Annotated in this window: 22 protein-coding genes; 21 read left to right on the forward strand and 1 reads right to left on the reverse strand. The window is 51.5% G+C overall.

What is annotated here, in order from left to right; genetic code table 11:
- Positions 1-40: 40 nt before the first annotated feature.
- The 8 genes from ACH6EH_RS00715 (at position 41) to ACH6EH_RS00750 (ending at position 5,861) form a co-directional block, all read left to right on the forward strand.
- Positions 41-1,198: a hypothetical protein gene (locus tag ACH6EH_RS00715; RefSeq protein ID WP_397330936.1), complete on the forward strand. Its 1,158-nt coding sequence runs from the start codon at positions 41-43 to the stop codon at positions 1,196-1,198.
- Between the two features lie 17 nt (positions 1,199-1,215).
- Entirely contained in the window at positions 1,216-1,395 is a 180-nt protein-coding gene (locus ACH6EH_RS00720; protein ID WP_138225584.1) for an IDEAL domain-containing protein, read from the forward strand.
- 116 nt (positions 1,396-1,511) lie between these two features.
- The gene (locus ACH6EH_RS00725; RefSeq protein ID WP_397330707.1) at positions 1,512-1,940 is read left to right on the forward strand and encodes a DUF2487 family protein; all 429 of its coding nucleotides are present in this window, start codon (positions 1,512-1,514) and stop codon (positions 1,938-1,940) included.
- Positions 1,941-2,112: 172 nt separating this feature from the next.
- Positions 2,113-2,658, forward strand: coding sequence for a Rieske (2Fe-2S) protein (locus ACH6EH_RS00730; RefSeq protein ID WP_138225586.1), 546 nt, complete (start codon positions 2,113-2,115; stop codon positions 2,656-2,658).
- A 15-nt stretch (positions 2,659-2,673) separates the two neighbouring features.
- Positions 2,674-3,345: a menaquinol-cytochrome c reductase cytochrome b subunit gene (qcrB, locus tag ACH6EH_RS00735; RefSeq protein WP_138225587.1), complete on the forward strand. Its 672-nt coding sequence runs from the start codon at positions 2,674-2,676 to the stop codon at positions 3,343-3,345.
- Between the two features lie 19 nt (positions 3,346-3,364).
- Positions 3,365-4,234 (forward strand): menaquinol-cytochrome c reductase cytochrome b/c subunit, encoded by an 870-nt coding sequence (locus ACH6EH_RS00740; RefSeq protein ID WP_208202851.1) that lies wholly within the window; start codon positions 3,365-3,367, stop codon positions 4,232-4,234.
- Between the two features lie 70 nt (positions 4,235-4,304).
- Positions 4,305-4,955 carry a DUF1405 domain-containing protein gene (locus ACH6EH_RS00745; RefSeq protein WP_397330708.1) on the forward strand — a complete coding sequence of 217 codons (651 nt, stop codon included), beginning with the start codon at positions 4,305-4,307 and terminating at the stop codon, positions 4,953-4,955.
- Between the two features lie 57 nt (positions 4,956-5,012).
- The gene (locus ACH6EH_RS00750) at positions 5,013-5,861 is read left to right on the forward strand and encodes a sporulation protein YpjB (protein WP_397330709.1); all 849 of its coding nucleotides are present in this window, start codon (positions 5,013-5,015) and stop codon (positions 5,859-5,861) included.
- Between the two features lie 42 nt (positions 5,862-5,903).
- Here the strand turns inward: ACH6EH_RS00750 and ACH6EH_RS00755 are convergent, their stop codons facing one another.
- A complete protein-coding gene (locus ACH6EH_RS00755) occupies positions 5,904-6,776 on the reverse strand; it encodes a YitT family protein (protein ID WP_397330710.1) in 873 nt (290 codons plus the stop codon).
- Positions 6,777-7,011: 235 nt separating this feature from the next.
- Between ACH6EH_RS00755 and ACH6EH_RS00760 the strand changes: the two genes are divergently transcribed.
- The 13 genes from ACH6EH_RS00760 (at position 7,012) to dinG (ending at position 19,596) form a co-directional block, all read left to right on the forward strand.
- The gene (locus ACH6EH_RS00760; RefSeq protein WP_397330711.1) at positions 7,012-7,329 is read left to right on the forward strand and encodes a nucleotide pyrophosphohydrolase; all 318 of its coding nucleotides are present in this window, start codon (positions 7,012-7,014) and stop codon (positions 7,327-7,329) included.
- A 51-nt stretch (positions 7,330-7,380) separates the two neighbouring features.
- Positions 7,381-7,911, forward strand: coding sequence for a tetratricopeptide repeat protein (locus tag ACH6EH_RS00765; RefSeq protein ID WP_397330712.1), 531 nt, complete (start codon positions 7,381-7,383; stop codon positions 7,909-7,911).
- Positions 7,912-7,930: 19 nt separating this feature from the next.
- The gene (gene dapB / locus ACH6EH_RS00770; RefSeq protein WP_397330713.1) at positions 7,931-8,734 is read left to right on the forward strand and encodes a 4-hydroxy-tetrahydrodipicolinate reductase; all 804 of its coding nucleotides are present in this window, start codon (positions 7,931-7,933) and stop codon (positions 8,732-8,734) included.
- A gap of 19 nt (positions 8,735-8,753) precedes the next feature.
- Entirely contained in the window at positions 8,754-9,176 is a 423-nt protein-coding gene (gene mgsA / locus ACH6EH_RS00775; protein WP_175415255.1) for a methylglyoxal synthase, read from the forward strand.
- The gene (gene bshB1, locus ACH6EH_RS00780; RefSeq protein ID WP_397330714.1) at positions 9,176-9,889 is read left to right on the forward strand and encodes a bacillithiol biosynthesis deacetylase BshB1; all 714 of its coding nucleotides are present in this window, start codon (positions 9,176-9,178) and stop codon (positions 9,887-9,889) included. The genes mgsA and bshB1 overlap by 1 nt, the downstream gene beginning before the upstream one ends.
- Before the next feature lie 37 nt (positions 9,890-9,926).
- On the forward strand, positions 9,927-11,087 hold the full coding sequence (gene bshA / locus ACH6EH_RS00785) for an N-acetyl-alpha-D-glucosaminyl L-malate synthase BshA (RefSeq protein WP_138225596.1): 1,161 nt from the start codon (positions 9,927-9,929) through the stop codon (positions 11,085-11,087).
- 54 nt (positions 11,088-11,141) lie between these two features.
- Positions 11,142-12,434, forward strand: a complete 1,293-nt coding sequence (locus ACH6EH_RS00790; RefSeq protein ID WP_397330715.1) for a CCA tRNA nucleotidyltransferase — start codon at positions 11,142-11,144, stop codon at positions 12,432-12,434.
- The gene (locus ACH6EH_RS00795) at positions 12,421-13,413 is read left to right on the forward strand and encodes a biotin--[acetyl-CoA-carboxylase] ligase (protein ID WP_397330716.1); all 993 of its coding nucleotides are present in this window, start codon (positions 12,421-12,423) and stop codon (positions 13,411-13,413) included. The genes ACH6EH_RS00790 and ACH6EH_RS00795 overlap by 14 nt, the downstream gene beginning before the upstream one ends.
- A 278-nt stretch (positions 13,414-13,691) precedes the next feature.
- The gene (gene panB, locus ACH6EH_RS00800) at positions 13,692-14,579 is read left to right on the forward strand and encodes a 3-methyl-2-oxobutanoate hydroxymethyltransferase (protein WP_397330717.1); all 888 of its coding nucleotides are present in this window, start codon (positions 13,692-13,694) and stop codon (positions 14,577-14,579) included.
- A complete protein-coding gene (gene panC / locus ACH6EH_RS00805) occupies positions 14,579-15,460 on the forward strand; it encodes a pantoate--beta-alanine ligase (protein ID WP_208202843.1) in 882 nt (293 codons plus the stop codon). The genes panB and panC overlap by 1 nt, the downstream gene beginning before the upstream one ends.
- A 3-nt stretch (positions 15,461-15,463) precedes the next feature.
- A complete protein-coding gene (gene panD / locus ACH6EH_RS00810) occupies positions 15,464-15,847 on the forward strand; it encodes an aspartate 1-decarboxylase (RefSeq protein ID WP_138225601.1) in 384 nt (127 codons plus the stop codon).
- Positions 15,848-15,967: 120 nt separating this feature from the next.
- Positions 15,968-16,597, forward strand: coding sequence for a tetratricopeptide repeat protein (locus tag ACH6EH_RS00815; RefSeq protein ID WP_138225602.1), 630 nt, complete (start codon positions 15,968-15,970; stop codon positions 16,595-16,597).
- A gap of 137 nt (positions 16,598-16,734) precedes the next feature.
- Entirely contained in the window at positions 16,735-19,596 is a 2,862-nt protein-coding gene (dinG, locus tag ACH6EH_RS00820) for an ATP-dependent DNA helicase DinG (protein ID WP_397330718.1), read from the forward strand.
- Positions 19,597-19,643: the final 47 nt, after the last annotated feature.

The following is a 19,643-nucleotide window of genomic DNA, read 5'->3' on the forward strand; positions in this document are numbered from 1 at the left end:
AATGCGATACAGCAGTACAGGTGAGGACGTGTTGCAAAAAATGAAACTAGCCGACATGCTGTCTTATGCCGACATTAGCCATCTAAACAACATCGCCAGTTACTATGACTGCGACTGCAAGCGAAATTCCAAGCATGAATTGATTCAGAGCATACTGATTAAAGCTGGCAGAAAAGAGTTCCTGAAGGAACAGTGGAAAAGCTTTTCCCCAGGGGACTTGCGGTTTCTGAACAATCTGGTATTTGACACGCGGAGCAGCTATAGTCTGGAGGATTTACTGGCGGCCGTACGTCATACCTCACTAGAGGAGAAGTCTGACGAGACATCCGGCTCCAAGCCTGCACGGACTGCATTAGAGTCACCCAGGGAGGCCGTGTCCAGGTACAGACGCAGTGGCTGGCTGTTCAACGGCTTCACATCCTCCACGAAATATATGTTTCATGTCCCGGAGGATTTAAAGGAACGGTTTCGAGAGGAGCTTAGTCTGCACCTGAAGTCCGGATTGCAGGTCTCTATGCCACCTGAAGTGTACCGGGAGGAGCAGGGCCTGATTACAGAGGATCTGAAGCTCATGCTGAGGTATTTCCAGGAGCATGAGCTTACCCTGAATGCCGAGGGCTTTATGTACCGAAAGCAGCAGCAGCAGTTGCTCAGCACATTACATATTGAAGAGTCTCTCATAACAAAAGGACCTTGGAGATTCGGTTATGGCAGGTCCTGCTCCGAGTATCCCGACCGTTTCGCGCTGCTGTACGACTATGCCGTAGCACAGCGGTGGGTTCAGGAAACGCCTGCCGGCTTAACCCTGACGGAGCATGGAAAAGAATGTATTCTGTCAGGAAATCAAGTCAGCATGATACAGCTATTCCGCTTTTGGTTAAAAATTTATAAGAGCGCTGTTCCTAACCTTCCTTCCTTGGTGTATTGGCTCGGCCGTTGCGCTAAAGAGTGGGTGACAATGGATTCGCTCCACGCTACAGTTGGAAGCCTGGTAACCCCCTTTTATTATGATACACCCCGGATGATCCTGGAACGGCGGATTGTAAAAATGCTGCTTCATCTAGGGATGCTACGTCTGGGAGAAAGCCAAACGCTGGGTACGGTCATTCGAATGACACCCTTAGGCATTAAAGCAGGTGAGATCGCGCCCCAGCTTGGACACGGGACAGTGCATAACGATAACGATGTAATCATTTAGTTTGGAGGTGCATCCGAATGGATAAAATGAAGGTTACTTATGAAGTGATGTTAGGTCTTGCGGCAGAAATGGTATGGGACGAGGCATTGCGCAAGCATCGCAGTGAGGAGCTGTATAAAGAAATAGACGAGGCTCTGGCTTCAGGCGACAAGGTGGCTTTCCGAAGCCTGACGGATGAACTGAAAACATTAAATTGAAGAAATGCTTACGCATTTCTTCTTTTTTTTTGCCTAAAAGAAGAATGAAACTTATAATAGGACAATAAGGCTTAATCGCTATAAGTTTATTTTATTGTACAGAAAGGATGCCTTAAATGAAATTTAGTGAAGTGGAGGCAGAGGGATGGGGAGAGTTGGCGCCATTCGTAGACACCTGCCTGATTCCTTATACGGGTTTGAGCGGGGATGAGATGCCGTGGGAGGTTACGGCTGCGCTTGAGCGTCTTCGTGACCTGATGGATCTGATTGAAATCCCTTTCAAGGGGAGAGTTGTAACTTATCCTGCTCTGCAATATGGCGGGGAAGGGGCATCCGTATTGCTTTCCAGCATTTGCAGCAAGGCTTCAGCAGCAGGCTTTGCGTATGTGGTCGTCATTACGGCAGACCATGAGCTTACCCAAGAGGAGGTCCCCGAGTGCTCATTGGTTCTATCCCTTCCGAAGCTTCAGCAGGAAGCCGGAGTCAAGTTAAAATCCGCAGTAAGTCAATCCATCAGCAAGATGTGGACCGCAAACCTGACATAATTGTGACGAAAATACGACAATTTCATACAGCGTCCTTGGAAGCGGAGCCAAATTCGGGATTCAAATTCTTGACGGTCAGAGGTGCCTAATATATTATAATTATGTCCTAGTAATTCGTGTGATTTTAATCATTGAAAACAAATGATCGGTTGACAAAAGGGGGTTGATACAGATGAATAACAACCACAATGACGAGCATGAAGAGTCGCACAAACCTCCCCGGCGCAAGGAAATGTCCCGCAGACAATTTCTGACTTATACGTTGGGCGGTGCCACAGCTTACATGGCGGCAGGGGTCGTTATACCTATGGTCCGCTTCGCCGTAGATCCAATCCTGCAAAAGGGTGAAGACGGATCTTTTGTAAAAGTAGTGGAAGGTAGCAAGATTACCGCCGAGCCACAAGAATTCGATTTCGAATTGAAGCAGCAGGACGGCTGGTATAACAGCACTGCACAGCTGACAGCCTGGATTAGCAAGACAGAAGATGGACAGATCGTAGCGCTGTCGCCTGTCTGCAAGCACTTGGGCTGCATGGTAGGATGGAACAATAATGACAGCCATCCGAATGAATTTTATTGTCCTTGCCACGGCGCCCGTTATACGGCGAACGGCAAGAACCTGGCTGTTGCGCCGCAACCTCTGGACATGTACGACGTGAAAGAGGAAGGCGGATGGATTTACCTCGGCGCAATCATCCCAAATACAGTAGCAAAATAGGAGGCGTAGATTCGGATGTTAAAGAATGTCTACAACTGGATTGACGAACGTCTCGATATCACGCCGATCTGGAGAGACGTTGCGGACCATGAGGTTCCGGAACACGTTAACCCTGCGCATCATTTCTCCGCATTTGTATACTGCTTCGGCGGCTTGACGTTTTTTATCACAGTGATTCAGATTCTGTCAGGAATGTTCCTGACTATGTACTATGTACCCGATATTATAAACGCTTACGCAAGCGTTGAGTTCCTTCAAACGAAGGTTGCTTTCGGTCAGATCGTCCGGGGCATGCATCACTGGGGAGCCAGCCTTGTCATTGTTATGATGTTCCTACATACAATGCGGGTATTCTTCACAGGATCCTATAAGGCGCCTCGTGAAATGAACTGGGTTGTCGGCATGCTGATTTTCTTCGTGATGCTGGGCCTGGGATTAACAGGCTACCTGTTGCCTTGGGATAACAAAGCATACTTTGCGACTAAAGTTACCCTTGAAATCGCGAACTCTGTGCCTTATCTCGGACCGGTTATTAAGGAACTGCTTCAGGGCGGTACAATTGTAGGGGCCGAGACGCTGACTCGTTTCTTCGCTATTCACGTGTTCTTCCTTCCTGCTGTTCTGCTTGCTCTCTTGGTAGGGCACTTTATCATGATCCGCAGACAAGGTATCTCAGGACCACTATAAGAAGAAGGGAGGCATACTTATGGCACACGGTTTCAAGCCTGATGAAAAAGTTGTATTCGTGGGTGATTCCCGCGTCAAGAAGGGTGCCGGGTTTATTACCCCGCCCGATTACACGGCGTATCCGGGAAAGTCGGAAGCCTTTATACCTAACTTCCTTCTGAAGGAGTGGATGGTAGGGGTTGTCGTGCTCGTAGGCTTTCTGGTTCTGACAATCTCGGAGCCAGCACCTCTGGGCTACCCGGCAGATCCGGGAGCATCGGTTATTCCGATGCCGGACTGGTACTTTCTCTTTCTGTATGAATACCTGAAGCTTCCATATGCTTCCGGAGATTATGTTGTACTGGGTACTCTCGGCGTCAGCGGTGTGGCATTTGGCGCATTGCTGCTGGCACCGTTCCTGGACACCGGCAAAGAACGCCGGTTCTACAAGCGGCCGATCGCTTCCACTCTGATGTTTCTGTCACTGGCGGCTGTTATCTACCTGACCAACGCTGCCTGGACACATTACGCGCATGAGCTGGAGAAGCAGGGCACAAAGGCAGAGCATATTCTTCGTGAAGAAGAAGCCCATGCGAAGCATGAGCAGGGTCTTCCGACTTCTAATGCAAAGCAAGCGGAAGAGGAGACCATTGCGATCGTGGATAAAGATAATCCAGCGATGGAGATTTACAAGAAAGCAACCTGCATTGCATGTCATGCTGCCGATCTGAAGGGTCAGGGCAACGCTCCTGCACTTCTGGGCGTAGGTGACCGACTGAGCAAGGAAGAAATTTCTGAAGTTATTGTTAACGGCCGTGGAGAAATGCCATCCATGAGGTCGCAGGTAACGGACGAAGAGCTGGATCAGCTTGCGACCTGGCTGGCAAGTCAGAAGGCTGAATCAGAATAAGTAAGTTAAGCCACAATAAACCTGATCGTATTCTGCGATCAGGTTTTTTTGTAGAGGAGGTAGTGTAAGCTTGAACATCAAGTATTTCTGGAGCCGTGAGTTTCTGGCAAAGTCATGGTTTCTATGGCTGCTGCTGATCTGTAACGGCCTCGGTACAATCTATGGATACATTTGGTACGGAGCACAGCTTCATTATACAGCGGAATTCCGTCCATGGTGGCAGCTACCATTTGTCCCGGATAGTCCCACTGCGAGCTTGTTTTTTTGCCTTGCACTCATCCTGCTGCTGTATCCGCCAAAGAGAATGGCAGGCATTCTCCTGCAGCCACTGATACAAGCTCTTGCCGTCGTAACCTCTATTAAATATGGCATATGGGCCTGTGTCATGATCTTTGCAGGCGCAGCGCAGGGCAATGAGCTGGTGTGGCAGGACTGGATGTTAGTAGCGTCTCATTCAGCCATGGCGATAGAGGTGCTCCTGTACGTGCGTTTATTTCATCTCCAAAGCCCGGCATTAATTGCTGCGATCACGTATACACTGCTGAATGATATGATTGATTATTCGTTTATGGTCTTCCCTTGGCTTCCTTCTGTGTTAAATGACGATCTGATTGCTGTAGAGGTGTTCACCTTCAGCTTGACGCTCTTTAGCGGTGCTTTAGCCTGGTGGGCCATGCGGGCAGCCGGCCGTGCACCTCGTGATATGATGTCTGGACGATAAACCTATGTTCTATAAATTCCGCCTGCAGCATATCCATAGCTTCAGGAGGGATGTCCTATGATTTCCAAAATGACTCACAGCGGCATCATGCTAGCTGTTTTCCTGGCCATATGGAGTCTCTGGGGAGTGTCGACAGTCTGGGGCAGTCACTCAGGCAGCAATCAGAAGCCGGCGCCGGCGGCTAAACTGCAGGCTGAGGCTTTGGTTAAAGAAACAGAGCAGCTTTACAAGCTGGTGCAGGAGGGAAAGGTAGAAGAAGTCAAGCAATCCCTGCGCAAGGTGCAGCAGCAATTCGAAGCTTCTTCCTTTCAGGGACTGACCACTGTGGAGGGTATTCAGGCCTTAGCTGAAACCATTGTGGAGATGAAGGAAACTACCGCCAGAGCTCAGCTGGAGCCGGAACAATGGATGATTGCTGCAGGTAAGCTGAGGCTGGCCGCAGATAGCCTGACTCATCCCAAGGACGGGATCTGGCTTCAATATTACAAGGTGCTCCGAGAGGATCTGCAGCAGGTAGAGATTAGCGCCGCCAAGCAGGACAGGCCGGGGATGAAGGCAGCGTTCACCCGTCTTCATGATCATTATGAGCTCATCCGGCCTGCCGTTATCGTTCAGCGCAAGCCGGAAGAGGTATCCATGATGGATTCCTGGCTTTCCTTCGCCAAAGGTGCCGTATCCAATGCTACCTATTCAGAGGCCAAGAAGGCTGCCGCCCAGGGAGATGAACTGCTAAATCTGCTCTTTGGGAAAAAGAAGGATGAGCCCGTTCTGGCTCCATTGGGAGAAGCCCGTGGGCCTTGGCTGGGTCAGCTGTTATTGCCGGCCTTTATTTTGGCGGTGTTAACTTTTGCGGGGTACCGTAAATATAAAGGAGCCCATGATGGCTACCGCCCTTGGTCTCCCTAAATATAGCAGCAACCTTCCTGAAGACTAGCCCTGATTCCAGGGCTAGTCTTCTTCTTTAAATCCTTCGCCATGCACATCATGAACATCGCTGACAATGATAAAAGCTCTGGGATCCAGAGACTTCGCAATGCTGTTTAATCGCCGGATTTCCTGTCTGGACACGACACAGTAGGCCATCTGACGGGCCTCTCTGGAATAGCCGCCAACGACTGGAATCAGGGTCACCCCGCGGTCCAGCTCGGAAGTGATCTTATCCGCGATCGCGGGAGATTGATCGCTGATTATGGTGAAGGCTTTAGCGGCATAGGCGCCTTCTTGAATAAAATCAATGACTCGTGAGGCAATGAATACCGTGACGAGCGTATACAGGATTTTGGCTAGCGGAATGTAAAGAATGGACACACCGATGATGAGGATATCCAGGCCGAGAATGACCTGTCCCATGCTGAAGCCAAATTTACGGTTTAAAATTCTTGCGATGATATCCGAGCCGCCGGTCGTTCCTCCGAACCGAAACACAATGCCAAGCCCGGCGCCGAGAGTCACACCTGCATACAAAGAAGCTAGAATGTAATCTTGTTCTGTTCGGAAAGGGACAATCCAGCCGGAATGAATGGCCACCTCCAGAATCCAGAGAAAAAAAGTCAGTGAAACAATGCCAATTCCGGTGTAGATGGATTGCTGTCCTCCTAATATTTTCATTCCGAGCAGGAAGATAGGCACATTGATGATGATGGTGGAAAGGGAAGGCGATACACCGAAAGCATAATTTAACAGCACGGTAATCCCCGTTACGCCGCCCTCCATCAGCTCGTTTGGTATGATAAAGTACAGCAGTCCGAAGGCATAGACAGCGGTACCTGCCAGGATTGGAATGACCGCTTTCAGATGAATTAACAGCTTGGCTACCGTCACAGCAATCCCTCACATCCCGTATAGAATAAGTGTTTCTTCGTCATTTCTCCCGCTGCTCTCCATAGTATGCCAAATTAGAGGGATAATAAAAAATAATTTGTTTTCAAATCGTCTTTACGATAACATAGGTTTAAAACGTTGCCGCATATGCTGTCGATGAATTTTAGAAAAGCGGCCGCGAATAACGGCATGTCATATGCTGGCGTGGGAAAGGGGTAAGTGCTTGGAGAAGTCTATGGCTGAGATGCAGCGCGAAGTGGACCGGTACATCTCTCAGTTTAAGGAAGGATATTTCAGTCCCTTATCCATGATGGCCCGAATGACAGAAGAAGTCGGGGAGCTTGCACGGGAAGTGAACCACCGCTTTGGAGAGAAGCCGAAAAAGGCGGATGAAGAAGAGAACTCCATTGAGATGGAGCTGGGTGATATCTTGTTTATTGCCATTTGCTTTGCCAATGCGCAGGGGATTGACTTGGCTGCGGCGCATGATAAGGTCATGCACAAATTTAATACGCGCGATAAAGACCGGTGGACTCGAATAAACACCGATTAGGCTCTATTTACATATGCTGTACCAAACCTGAACGCAGGGGAGGAACAGCCATTGAACAATAACCCATATATTCAAAATGCCTACCGCTGCATCCTGCAGAACGATTTTGAAGAGGCGATTCGCTGGTTTGAACAGGCTTTGCAGGCGAACCCGGGGGACGCAGAAGTGCATTACCGCTGCTCGATCACGTACGGTCGCAGCGGATACCTGGAGCAGGCTGTGCTGCATGCGGAGAAAGCATCGGCCTTGCAGCCGGACCAGTCTGCTTATGTGCTGCATCTTCAGCATTTGCAAGCCCGGACGCTGGTGCAGGGGGCCCGGAAGCTGCTGGAGCAGCCGGAACAATATACTTCCACAGCGCTGTATCAGGCGGTCCAGCAGTTGAAGCAGGCGGTGTCACTGGACCCGCTGGATCCGGAAGCGTATGTATGGCTTGCCATGGTTTACAGTGAGCTGAATGAGCATGCCTTGGCCATGGCAGCCTTGAAGGATGTCATTGGGCTATATCCGCAGGAAAGCAGTCTGCAGCAATTAATGGAAGAACTTAAAAAGCGTTTGAAGCTATATATGCATGATTCATAACAACATCGGAGGGAATACAATGTCTAACCTAATCAGAGTGGCCGTGATCGGTGCAGGCGGCCGTATGGGCAAGGAAGTTGTGAAGCTGGTATTGCAAGATGAGGAGCTGGAGCTTGCCTGTGCCGTTGGAATGAGCGATAGCGGCAAGGATGCCGCTTCGCTGGTGGGCCTGCCGCCATGCGGAGTTATCGTAACCTCGGATCTCGAGCTGGCGCTTGTAGAGAGCAAGCCGGATGTCATGGTGGATTTCACCAATCCGCAGTCGGCTTATGGTAACACTGCGCTGGCCATTAAGCACGGTGTAAGGCCTGTGATGGGAACGACCGGGTTTACACCGGAGCAGATTGAAGATCTGGACAAGCAGTGTCAGAGCAAGGGGATCGGCGGCCTGATCGCTCCTAACTTTTCCATCGGCGCTATCCTGATGATGAAATTTGCAGCCCAAGCTGCGAAATATTTGCCGCATGTCGAAATTATTGAAACGCACGGAGACCAGAAGCTGGATGCCCCTTCCGGCACCTCTATCAAAACCGCGGAGCTGATTGCAGCGAACCGGGAGGAGCTGAGACAAGGCAATCCGAGCGAGGAGGAAGTCATTGAGGGCGCACGCGGCGGCTATTACAATGGCTTCAGAATCCACAGTGTCCGCCTGCCTGGCGTATTTGCCCAGCAGGAGGTTATTTTCGGGGGCTTCGGACAAAGCCTGAAAATTCGCCATGACTCCTACGAGCGCGCAGGCTACATGCCTGGCGTAAAAATGGCGGTACAGAAGGTTATGGAATATACAGGGATGATTTACGGCTTCGATCATTTTATTGAGTAGAGAGAAGAGGAGAAACCATATGATGAATATCGCTTTTATCGCCCACGACCGGAAGAAAGAGGAAATGGTTAACTTCGTGCTTGCTTATGAAAGTGTGTTCGAGGACCACAAGCTGTTCTCCACCGGGACTACCGGCACGAGAATCATGGAACAAACCTCACTCCAGATCGAACGATTTGCCTCCGGTCCGCTCGGGGGAGATCAGCAGATCGGCGCTATGGTAGCGCAGAACGAGATGGATCTAATTATTTTTCTGCGGGATCCATTAATGGCTCAGCCGCATGAACCGGACATAAATGCACTGCTTCGTTTGTGTGATGTATACGGGATTCCGTTAGCTACGAATATTGCAACCGCCGAGGTGCTGGTCAAGGCTCTTGACCGGGGCGATCTAGGCTGGCGCGAGCTGGTACACAAGTACAAGCCGGGTGTAGATCAGTGATGACAGAGCCGCTCAAGCTGGATATTCTGGTCTTTGGCGCGCACTCTGATGACGCCGAGATTGGGATGGCCGGCACAATTGCGAAGCATACCACTGCGGGTTATGCGGTGGGAATTTGTGATCTGACAAAGGCGGAGATGTCCTCCAATGGAACCGTAGAGCTGAGGCTTACCGAAGCGGAGTCGGCTGCACGTTCGCTGGAATTGAGTCTGCGCTGCAACCTGGATCTGCCCGATCGAGGCCTTTTCATAACGCCAGAGCATATTGCGCCAATTGTTGAGGTTATTCGCACCTATCAGCCTTCTGTCGTGTTTGCGCCGTACTGGGAGGATCGTCATCCGGATCATGTGGCCTGCTGCCGGCTGGTAGAAGAAGCGGTGTTCAATGCCAAGCTGAGACGGTACATGCCGGATCTTCCGCCCGTCCATGTGAAGCAGCTCTATTACTATTTCATTAATGATTTGGGCAAGGCGGATATGATTGTAGATATCACTGAATACTATGACCATAAGATAAAGGCACTATCCTGCTATCAGTCCCAATTTGAAAAAGGCAATCCCGACTCCGTATCAACACCGCTCACGGAAGGGTATATTGAACGTGTACGGGCTCGCGATTCTTTGCTGGGACAGCGCAGCTTGATTCCCTATGCAGAAGGCTTTGCCTCCAAGACGCCGATTCCCGTTCATCTGTTTGACACCATGAAAGCATAAACATAAGTACATAGTGTGCGTGAAGGAGGTTGATCCCGTGAAACAAAAGCCGCTCAAGATCGGCATCACCTGTTATCCCTCCCTTGGAGGCTCCGGGGTTGTGGCAACGGAGCTGGGAAAGCTGCTGGCAGAGCAAGGGCATCAGGTGCACTTTATTGCCCACAGCATTCCTTTTCGCCTGGGAGCTTTTCATAAAAATATTTTCTATCATGAAGTTGAAGTGAACGACTATTATGTGTTCCGCTATCCACCATATGATTTGTCTCTTGCGACCAAGATGGCGCAAGTGGCAAATATGCAGCAGCTGGACGTGATGCATGTCCACTATGCGGTGCCGCATGCGGTATGTGCTTTTTTGGCCAAGCAGATGGTTGGTGACCGATTGAAGGTGGTCACGACACTGCATGGAACAGATATTACAGTGCTGGCGCAGGACGAATCCTTGAAGGATCTCATTCGGCTGGCCATTAACGAAAGTGACGCGGTGACAGCCGTGTCCCAGGATTTGATTGCGGAGACGCGCTCGGTGCTGGATATCTCCCGGGAGATTGACCTGACCTATAACTTTGTGGATCCCCGGGTCTATTACCCGAAGGACTCGGCTTCGCTGCGCCGGGATTATGCACAGCCCCATGAGAAAGTGCTGATGCACATCTCGAACTTCCGTCCGGTGAAGCGGGTACAGGATGTGGTCGATATATTTGCCCGGGTTCGTGGGGAGCTGCCTGCGAAGCTGCTGCTGGTCGGCGAAGGACCGGATCTGCCGAAGATTCAGTGCAGAATCCAGGAGCTGGGTCTTGCGGACGATGTGCATTTTCTGGGCAAACAGGATGAAATTGCACATGTGCTGTCTATGGCGGACGTATTGCTGCTGCCTTCCGAGAAGGAAAGCTTCGGACTGGTCGCGCTGGAGGCGATGGCTTGTGGAGTACCAACGATTGGCTCTACTGCTGGAGGCATTCCGGAGTTGGTTACCCATGGAGAGACCGGATTCCTGGCACCGATTGGTGATAGTCATGCCATGGCCGGATACGCGATGGAGCTGCTCAGAAATGACGCGCTTGCCGAGCGTCTGAAGGCCGCTTGTCTGAAGCGTGCCAAAACGGAATTTTGCAATGAGAAAATTCGCAGCAAATATGAGGAAATTTATTACCGGGTATTAGGGCAGAAAGCGGAGGATCCATCTCCTGTGTGCTAGCAGGGCATGGTTCTTCAGCTTTTTGCTGTTTGTATCGAGAGGAACAGGGGTGCCATGGCAGAACTTCATAACAATACAATCTGGAAGCATGCGGATAAGGATTTGGCAGATGGCAGTGCCCAAGTGATTTCGATTCTGCAGGGCGAAGGACATGAGGCGTTCTGGGTGGGCGGCTGCGTCAGGGACGAGTATATGGGCCGGACAGTGAATGATATGGATATTACGACCAATGCGCTGCCCGAAGTGACGCTGTCACTATTCGAGAAGGTCATTCCTACGGGGATGAAGCACGGCACCGTTACCGTACTTATGCATGGACACGCTTACGAGGTTACGACATACCGCATTGAAAAAGGCTATGAGGATCATCGCCGCCCGTCCGAGGTGGAGTTTGTCGATGATATTGAAAAGGATTTGCGGCGGCGTGACTTTACCATGAATGCAATGGCACTCGCCATGGATGGACGCTTTGTCGATCCCTTCGGAGGAAGGAGCGACATTGATGACAGGCTGATTCGTTGTGTCGGAGATCCAAAGGTCCGGTTTCAAGAAGATGCCCTGCGCATGATCCGCTGTATCCGGTTTGCTTCCAATTTTGGATTTATGATCGCTAAAGACACTTGGGCAGCACTGCTGGAACAGAGATCAACCCTGGGGTGGGTTGCGATGGAACGAATTCGAACCGAGCTGGATAAGCTGATGTCCGGTCCCGATCCGCTGCGCGGTCTAGAGCTGATTCGGGAAGGGCGGCTGTACGAACATGTGAAAATGCCTTTTCCGTACAGTGGCCATCAGTCTGCTTATATCTCTGCAATTCCTGCGGTGGGGATGAGTAGCCCGGAGCAGGTGGACGTTCGTTACGCCCTTCTCCTTCTAGGCTGCCGTATTCCATCCTCGACCCCCTTGCTGCGGCAATGGACCTTCTCCAACCGCCGGATGGAGCTTATAAAAAAGCTGCTGCAGCTACAGGAGGCCTGGACCGAGAACAGCGAAGGCCTTACATCAGAGCAGGCACGGTTATTATGGATTCGCTGTGTATTGATTGCGGGAGAGCCTATTGCCGCTCTGTGGCTAGAGCTGCAGCAGGCTGTTCAGACAGCGGGCGGTACTCCAGCAGTAGACATTCCGCAGGCGAGAGCCTGGCTGAGCGGCATGCCGGTCAAGAGCCTGAGAGAGCTCGCCTTGACCGGTGACGGGCTGCTGTCTGCAGTGGGCCGCCGCGGCGGCCCCTGGATGAAGCCGCTGCTCAGTCATCTGCTGCTGCTGGCAGCATCCGGACAGGTCGGCAATGACACAACCTTACTTATTGAAGAAGCAAAGCGGGTGATTATCGATGAAGGAATTTAAGAAAGAGTCTTTGCTGGATATGTTTCTGGAGCAGCCGGAGCAATTTCTGTCCGGAGAAGAAATCAGCCGCAGGCTGTCGATCAGCCGGACAGCGGTATGGAAGCAGATTAACAAGCTGAGACAGGCGGGCTATGAGTTTGAAGCTCTGCCGCGTCTGGGCTACCGGATTACGGATCTGCCGATGCCGCTTGAGCAGGAGAAGCTGAAGACACTTCTACAAGGAAGCATGGGCAGAGAGCTGCATATTTTATCAACGACGCCTTCCACGCAGGAGGACGCAAGAAGACTGGCGGAAGAGGGTGCTCCTGAAGGTACGGTGGTCCTGGCTGAGGAACAGACAGGAGGACGCGGACGAATGGGAAAATCCTTCTTTTCTCCATATGGGAAAGGCGTCTGGATGAGCATCATCCTGCGGCCGTCGCAGCCGCTGCATCTGGTGCAGCAGCTGACCCTCCTCTGCGGTGTCGCTGTTCAAAGAGGTATCCGGAATACGACCGGACTGGAAGCGGGCATTAAGTGGCCGAATGATCTTCTAATTAACGACAAAAAAATATGCGGCATCCTGCTGGAGTCCAAGGCTGAGGATGATCGTGTCAGCTACTGCATTGCCGGGCTTGGAATCAGTGCGAATATTTCCAAGGAGAGCTACCCGGAAGAGCTGCAGCCTATTGCCACCTCGCTGAAAGAAGAGAGCGGCAGAGCGGTAGACAGGAATGATTTGATTCTTTCGGTGCTGCATGAATTGGAGGAGCTCTACAAAATCTATAACCGTGACGGTTTTCAACCCATCGCAAGCCTTTGGGAAGCCTCCTCCATTACATTAAACCGCGAAGTCAGCGTTCAGTCTCCTGCCGGGGTCACGACAGGCAAGGCGGTAGGCCTTCATCCTTCAGGTGCGTTGCTGATTGAGAAAAGCGACGGCAGTCACTATCCGGTTTTTTCCGGTGATATCCGTATTAGCCCCGTGCAGAAGGGGTAGTGAAATCATTTTATTTTTGGTATACTCATAACCAAAGGCGGTATCCGGGGCTGCTCGGAACTGCACTTTTGAAGATGGATATAGATTGAAGCAATACAAGCAAATAACATACTGCATGGACAGATCTGTGGATTCTGCTCTGAGCCGAAAGGACCGAGACAGAAGGGACGATCGCAAGTGACTCTTTTTTGCCTATCGGACCTTTTTAGCTGTACTGCTAAACAAGGTTTTTTTGTTGTGTTTTCACACAAAGTCATTTGAAGGAGGCATGGTGTCACATGGCAGGCAAAACACCCTTAAACATCATTAAAATTAAAAATATGAAGCAGGACCAAACCCCGATCAGTATGCTCACCGCATACGATTACCCTTCGGCACAGCTGGCGGAGAAGGCCGGGGTCGATATGATTCTTGTTGGAGATTCTCTGGGCAACGTGGTGCTGGGCTACGACTCCACCATCCCGGTCACGATCGAGGATATGGTGTATCATACCCGCGCAGTAGCCCGGGGCGCTGAGCATACCTTTATCGTCGCGGATCTCCCGTTCTTGACGTATCACGGCAGTCTTGATCATACGTTTGACCAGGTGCGCCGGCTGATGCAGGAAGGACATGCCCATGCTGTCAAAATGGAGGGCGGAGCGGAAATCGCAGACACCGTTCAGCACGTAGTCCGCGCCGGAGTGCCCGTGCTGGGACATATCGGCTTGACACCGCAGGCGGTGAATCAGATTGGCGGCTATCGGGTGCAGGGCAAGGATGAGCAGGACAGAGCTCGTCTGATGAAGGATGCCAAGGCACTGGAGGCGGCAGGCGCATTTGCCATTGTGCTGGAGCTCGTGACGGAAGAAGCAGCAGCCGCTATCAGTCAGGAGCTGAGCATTCCGACCATCGGTATTGGTGCAGGGCGCGGCTGTGACGGACAGGTGCTCGTCTATCATGATGTGCTCAAGTATACGTCAGACTACCGCAGTAAAAAGTTCGTCAAGAATTATGCTGACATTGGTGCGGTCATTACGGAAGGGCTGTCACGGTATGTTCAAGAGGTCAAGAATCGGTCTTTTCCGGCAGAAGAGCATGTCTTTGGCGGCAAGGCGGCAGCAGAGAAGGCTGTAGAGATGACGCTTTACGGCGCCACCCGGGAAAAGGATAAGGTGAACAGCTGATGCAGATCATTCGTACCATTCAAGCGCTTCGCACTGAGCTGTCGAGAGTCACTTCCAAAGGGATGGGACCGATCGGCTTTGTGCCCACGATGGGATATTTGCACGAGGGCCATGGCAGCCTGCTGGAGCGGGCAAGAATGGAATGCGGCACCGTCGTGCTTAGCATATTTGTGAACCCGATCCAGTTTGGACCGGGGGAGGACTTCGAGACGTATCCTCGGGATGAAGCACGCGACCTTCATATTGCCGAAGAAAAGGGTGTGGATATCGCCTTCCTGCCCACCATGGAGGAGATGTATCCACAGCCAGTCAAGACGAAGGTGGCGGTGAGCGAGCTGACCACATTACTGTGCGGGGCTTCGCGCCCCGGTCATTTTGACGGTGTGACAACGGTAGTCAACAAGCTGTTTAATATCGTAAAGCCGCATTATGCCTATTTCGGAATGAAGGATGCCCAGCAGGTGGCGGTGATTCAGCAGATGGTGACGGATCTGAATCTGGAGGTCCAGGTTATCCCCTGCCCCATTGTTAGGGAGCAGGACGGACTTGCGATGAGCTCGAGAAATGTATATCTCAGCCCGGAAGAGCGGAGGCAGGCTTTATCGCTGTCACAGGCCCTTAGTACCGCGCTGGAAGGCATTACAAAAGGTTCCCTGAGGACGGCTCCTGAGGTGCAGGAGCACCTGCGGTCTGTCATTAGCAAAGCCCCTTTGGCCCAGATTGATTACGCTGAAGTGCTGCTCTTCCCACAGCTTCAGGCTGTAAGTGACGATGCGACATTATCCAGTCTGTCAGAGACGGTTATATTGGCAGTAGCTGTGAAATTCGGAAAGACGCGCTTGATTGATAATGTACTTTACCAACCGAAAGCAGGTGTATAACTGATGTTCAGAACGATGATGAAATCCAAAATTCACCGCGCCACGGTCACAGAAGCCAATCTGAATTATGTCGGCAGCATTACGATCGACGAGGATTTGATGGACACCGCGGATTTGCTGGAAAATGAGAAGGTTCAAATTGTAAATAACAATAATGGAGCCCGTCTGGAAACCTATGTCATTAAAGGGGAGCGCGGAAGCGGCGTGATCTGCTTGAATGGTGCTGCTGCAAGGCTGGTCCAGCCTGGAGACTCTGTCATTATCATTTCTTATGCCATGCTGTCCAGAGAAGAAGCGGCGGTGCATGAGCCGATCGTCGTCATTGTGGATGGAAACAACAAGCCGCTCGTAACCGAGCACCGCGAAATCCACGCCACGGTGCGATAAGGGAATGACACCAGAAAGTAACGGCATGACATCGAATGAAATCGCCCGTCTTAACAAAAAATGATATCAGGTCGGCTGCACTGATCACTCATTTATCAGGTTAAGGGTGGGATGCACTCCATGTTTCAGCATGTATTCGATGAAATGAACAACATGTTCGATGAAATTGTGAAGCATTACCCTGCCGCTCAAGGCCCCCAAAAGCAAGCGCTGGTGCACAATTGGAATTTGCTCAAGCAGATGAGTGACGGCATCATTGACGAGTGGCTCCGCTTCGAGGAGAGAATGGCGGTGTTTCGTGAGAACACGGCTGCACCTCCGGGATTTCCGCCGACCGGATCGCCGGAGCTGCAGCTGGAGACGTTTATCCGGGGACAGGGCTATTACAAGCTGCTGATGTTTGAGCCTGCCTTATCTCAATTCACGGCAGCGGCCGAATCATACCCGGACAGTCCTTTAATCCGGCTCTACCTTGCCATGTCCCATCTGCATCTGGGGGAAACGTCAGAGGCTGCAAGGCAGCTGCTCGGGATGCTCCCTGGTGCAGAGGACAAGAAGCTGAAGGCCATCATTTACAATGCAATGGGCTGTATACAGGTGATTCAGGGAGCAAGGGATAAGGCCTCAGAGTTTTTTACTCTGGCGATTCAACAGGATCCTACATTGCCGGATCCTCTGAACAACCTGCAGGTCTGCCACCAAAAGCGGGGAGAACTGCAGTACGGAAGTCCGCTGATCTCGCTGTTATAAGCCACGAAGACGATGTTCCTTCGCTTTAAAGAAGCGGATGGCAGCATCGTCTTTTTGTGCCGGCAGGGTGTGGAATGTTCAAAAAGCGTAACTTCTGGTATGCTGATAGGTAGACTGTAGGGAAGGAATTTGGCTCAATGAAATATGCTGTGTTGGACTTTGAAACGACGGGCAGCCATTCCACAGATGAGATTATCCAGGTAGGCCTGGCGATCATCGAAGAAGGCGGCCATATTTCCCGTGTATTCGGATCGTATGTAAACCCGGGAATCCCGATACCTCCTTTTATCACCGGACTGACTGGGATCACGGAGCAGGATGTTAAAGATGCTCCGATGCTGGAAGAGATGATGATGCAGCTCGTTCCTTTACTGGACGATGTGATATTGGTTGGCCACAATGTAACGTTTGACTTTAATTTTTTGCAGAATGCACTGGATCGCTGCGGGTACCTGCCCTTCAGCGGCCGGATTCTGGACACTATACATTTTCTCAAAATATGCTTCCCCTCTTTGCACACCTACCAGCTGGGTATGGTTTCTGCTGAGTTCGGGCTGCAGCATGACCGGCCGCATCAGGCCGACAGCGACGCATTGGCAACAGCACACATTCTGCTGAAATGTTTCGAGGAGCTGGAGAAGCTGCCCTTGCTGACTATTCAAAGGCTGGCTGATCTGTTTGTCGATGAGGACAGCGATATGGGCTGGTTCTTTGATGGCTTGAGAGAAGAGCGGGAGCGTCATCCGGTGGATGAGGAGAGTGAGCTCGGCTATACGTTCTATCGTCAGCTTGCCCTGGCTGTAGAGGACTGGACAGATATTCCGCCTGTACGTGATGAAGAGGAGGGTAACCCGCTCAAGAACGTGGGTTTTCCGGAATTTATGGAGCAGGTTCAGCGCAATTTACAGCAAACGCTATCTCATTATGAGAGCCGTGAAGCGCAGGAAATGATGTTCAACAAGGTCATGGAGGCCTTGGATGAACGCAAGCATCTGCTGATTGAGGCAGGAACCGGAACAGGCAAATCGCTCGGCTATTTGCTGCCCTCCATTTATCAGAGCGTCAAGCAGGAAGAGAAGGTCATTGTCAGCACCCATACGATTAATCTGCAGGAGCAGCTGCGGGAGCGGGATGTGCCTCTTCTGAATCAGGTTGTGCCCTTTCCTTTCAAAGCAGCCGTCTTCAAGGGAAGGCAGCATTATTTGTGTTTGCGAAAATTTGAACATAAAATAAACAGAAAAGACTTCGCCTCTCCGAAGGAAGATGTTATCATTGCTGCTCAAATGCTGGTGTGGCTGACTCAGACCCAGACGGGAGATGATGAGGAGCTGAATCTGGGCGGACGAAACGGCGAGTTCTGGGATAGTGTGTCCAGCGACTCCGATTCCTGCCTGGGCAGAGCCTGTCCCTGGTTCAAGAAATGCTACTACCACCGGGCGAGACATGAAGCGGGCTTGGCCGATGTCGTCATTACCAATCATTCCAAGCTATTTACGGATGTGAAGGCCAACCATCAGCTGCTGCCTCCCTACGAGAACCTTGTCATTGATGAGGCGCATCAGCTGGAAGAGGTGGCTGGCAAGCATTTGGGACTGAACGTGAAATATTTCTCGGTCGTGCATACGCTGATGCGTCTGTATAAGGACAGCAAGAACGGCCAGCTTCCGGCGCTTCGGCAGCTGCTCCAGCTCTCCGGCCATGAGAAATCTGGAGATTGGACTGCGGTTGTGGATCGGCTGATCCCCGATCTTATTAGCGTGAAAGAGCATTGGGACCGGCTTAGTGAGCAGCTGTTCCAGCTCATTCCGGAGAGAGGGGATGCTCTTCCCGGCGACGCAGGACAATATACGCTGCGGCTGTCCAAGTCGAAGCTGCCGAAGGCCTGGACCGAGCTGCAGCAGATCGAGCATCAGATCTACTTGACCCTGGGAGAGCTATCCCGGCAGGGAGATGTGCTGATCCAGGAGCTTAGAGAAGATTTGGATGACTACAGCGCTGACAGTCTGGTGACGGATCTGAACGGCTTGTTTAAGGACCTCGCCGCCCATCGGGAGGAGCTGCGCTTTTTTATGAGCCTGACTCACGAGGAAACGGTATACTGGATGGAGGCCAACAGCAGCTATCGCAGCAAGTCACTTCAGCTTTATGCTGTCCTGATTGACGTATCGCAGCAGCTGAAGGCATTATTCTTTGATAAGAAGCAAAGTGTGATTCTCACCTCTGCGACCCTGTCTGTCGATAAATCATTTCAATATATGATTGACAACCTGGGGCTGCAGGAGGCCTCGGAACAGAGCCGTCTGGACACCGTGCAGCTGCCTTCTCCGTTTCAGTACCGGGAGCAGGCGCTGCTCATTGTCCCTCGGGACTTCCCGAGCGTGAAGGGAACGGTGGGAGATCCCAAATTCGTCAGCAGCCTGGTGCAGTCGCTGGCTGACGCGGCCGTGGCGACCCAGGGCCGAATGATGGTGCTGTTCACTTCCTACAAAATGCTGAGACAAGTCTATGAACCGTTAAAGGAGCTGCTGCAGTCCCGTGATATTCACGTGCTGGGACAGGGGATGGACGGCGTGAGTCGAAGCAAGCTGATCCGGCGGTTTCAAGATAGCGGGCCCTCGGTTCTTCTGGGCACGAGCTCCTTCTGGGAAGGTGTTGATATTCCAGGGGAGGCCCTCACCTGCCTGGCCATTGTCCGGCTTCCCTTTCAGCCGCCAAGCCACCCGCTGGTTGAAGCGAAGAGTGAGCTGCTGCAGCAGCAGAAGAAGAATCCGTTTATGAAGCTGTCTGTCCCGCAAGCAGTCATCCGCTTCAAGCAAGGGTTCGGCCGCCTCGTCCGAACTGCAAATGACCGCGGCATCGTCATTGTTTATGATACAAGAATTATTGAATCCTATTACGGCAAGTATTTTCTGTACTCTTTACCCGGACCGAAAATGGAGCATATGCGATCTGACCAGATGGTATCTCGGATTGAGGAATGGCTTCAGCCTGATTCATGAATAAGGTGTGTTAGTGTTCCAGTGTTAGAGACTTAAAGTGTTCGGCC

Source organism: Paenibacillus sp. JSM ZJ436, assembly GCF_044383795.1.
GTDB classification, from domain to species: domain Bacteria; phylum Bacillota; class Bacilli; order Paenibacillales; family Paenibacillaceae; genus Paenibacillus_AQ; species Paenibacillus_AQ algicola.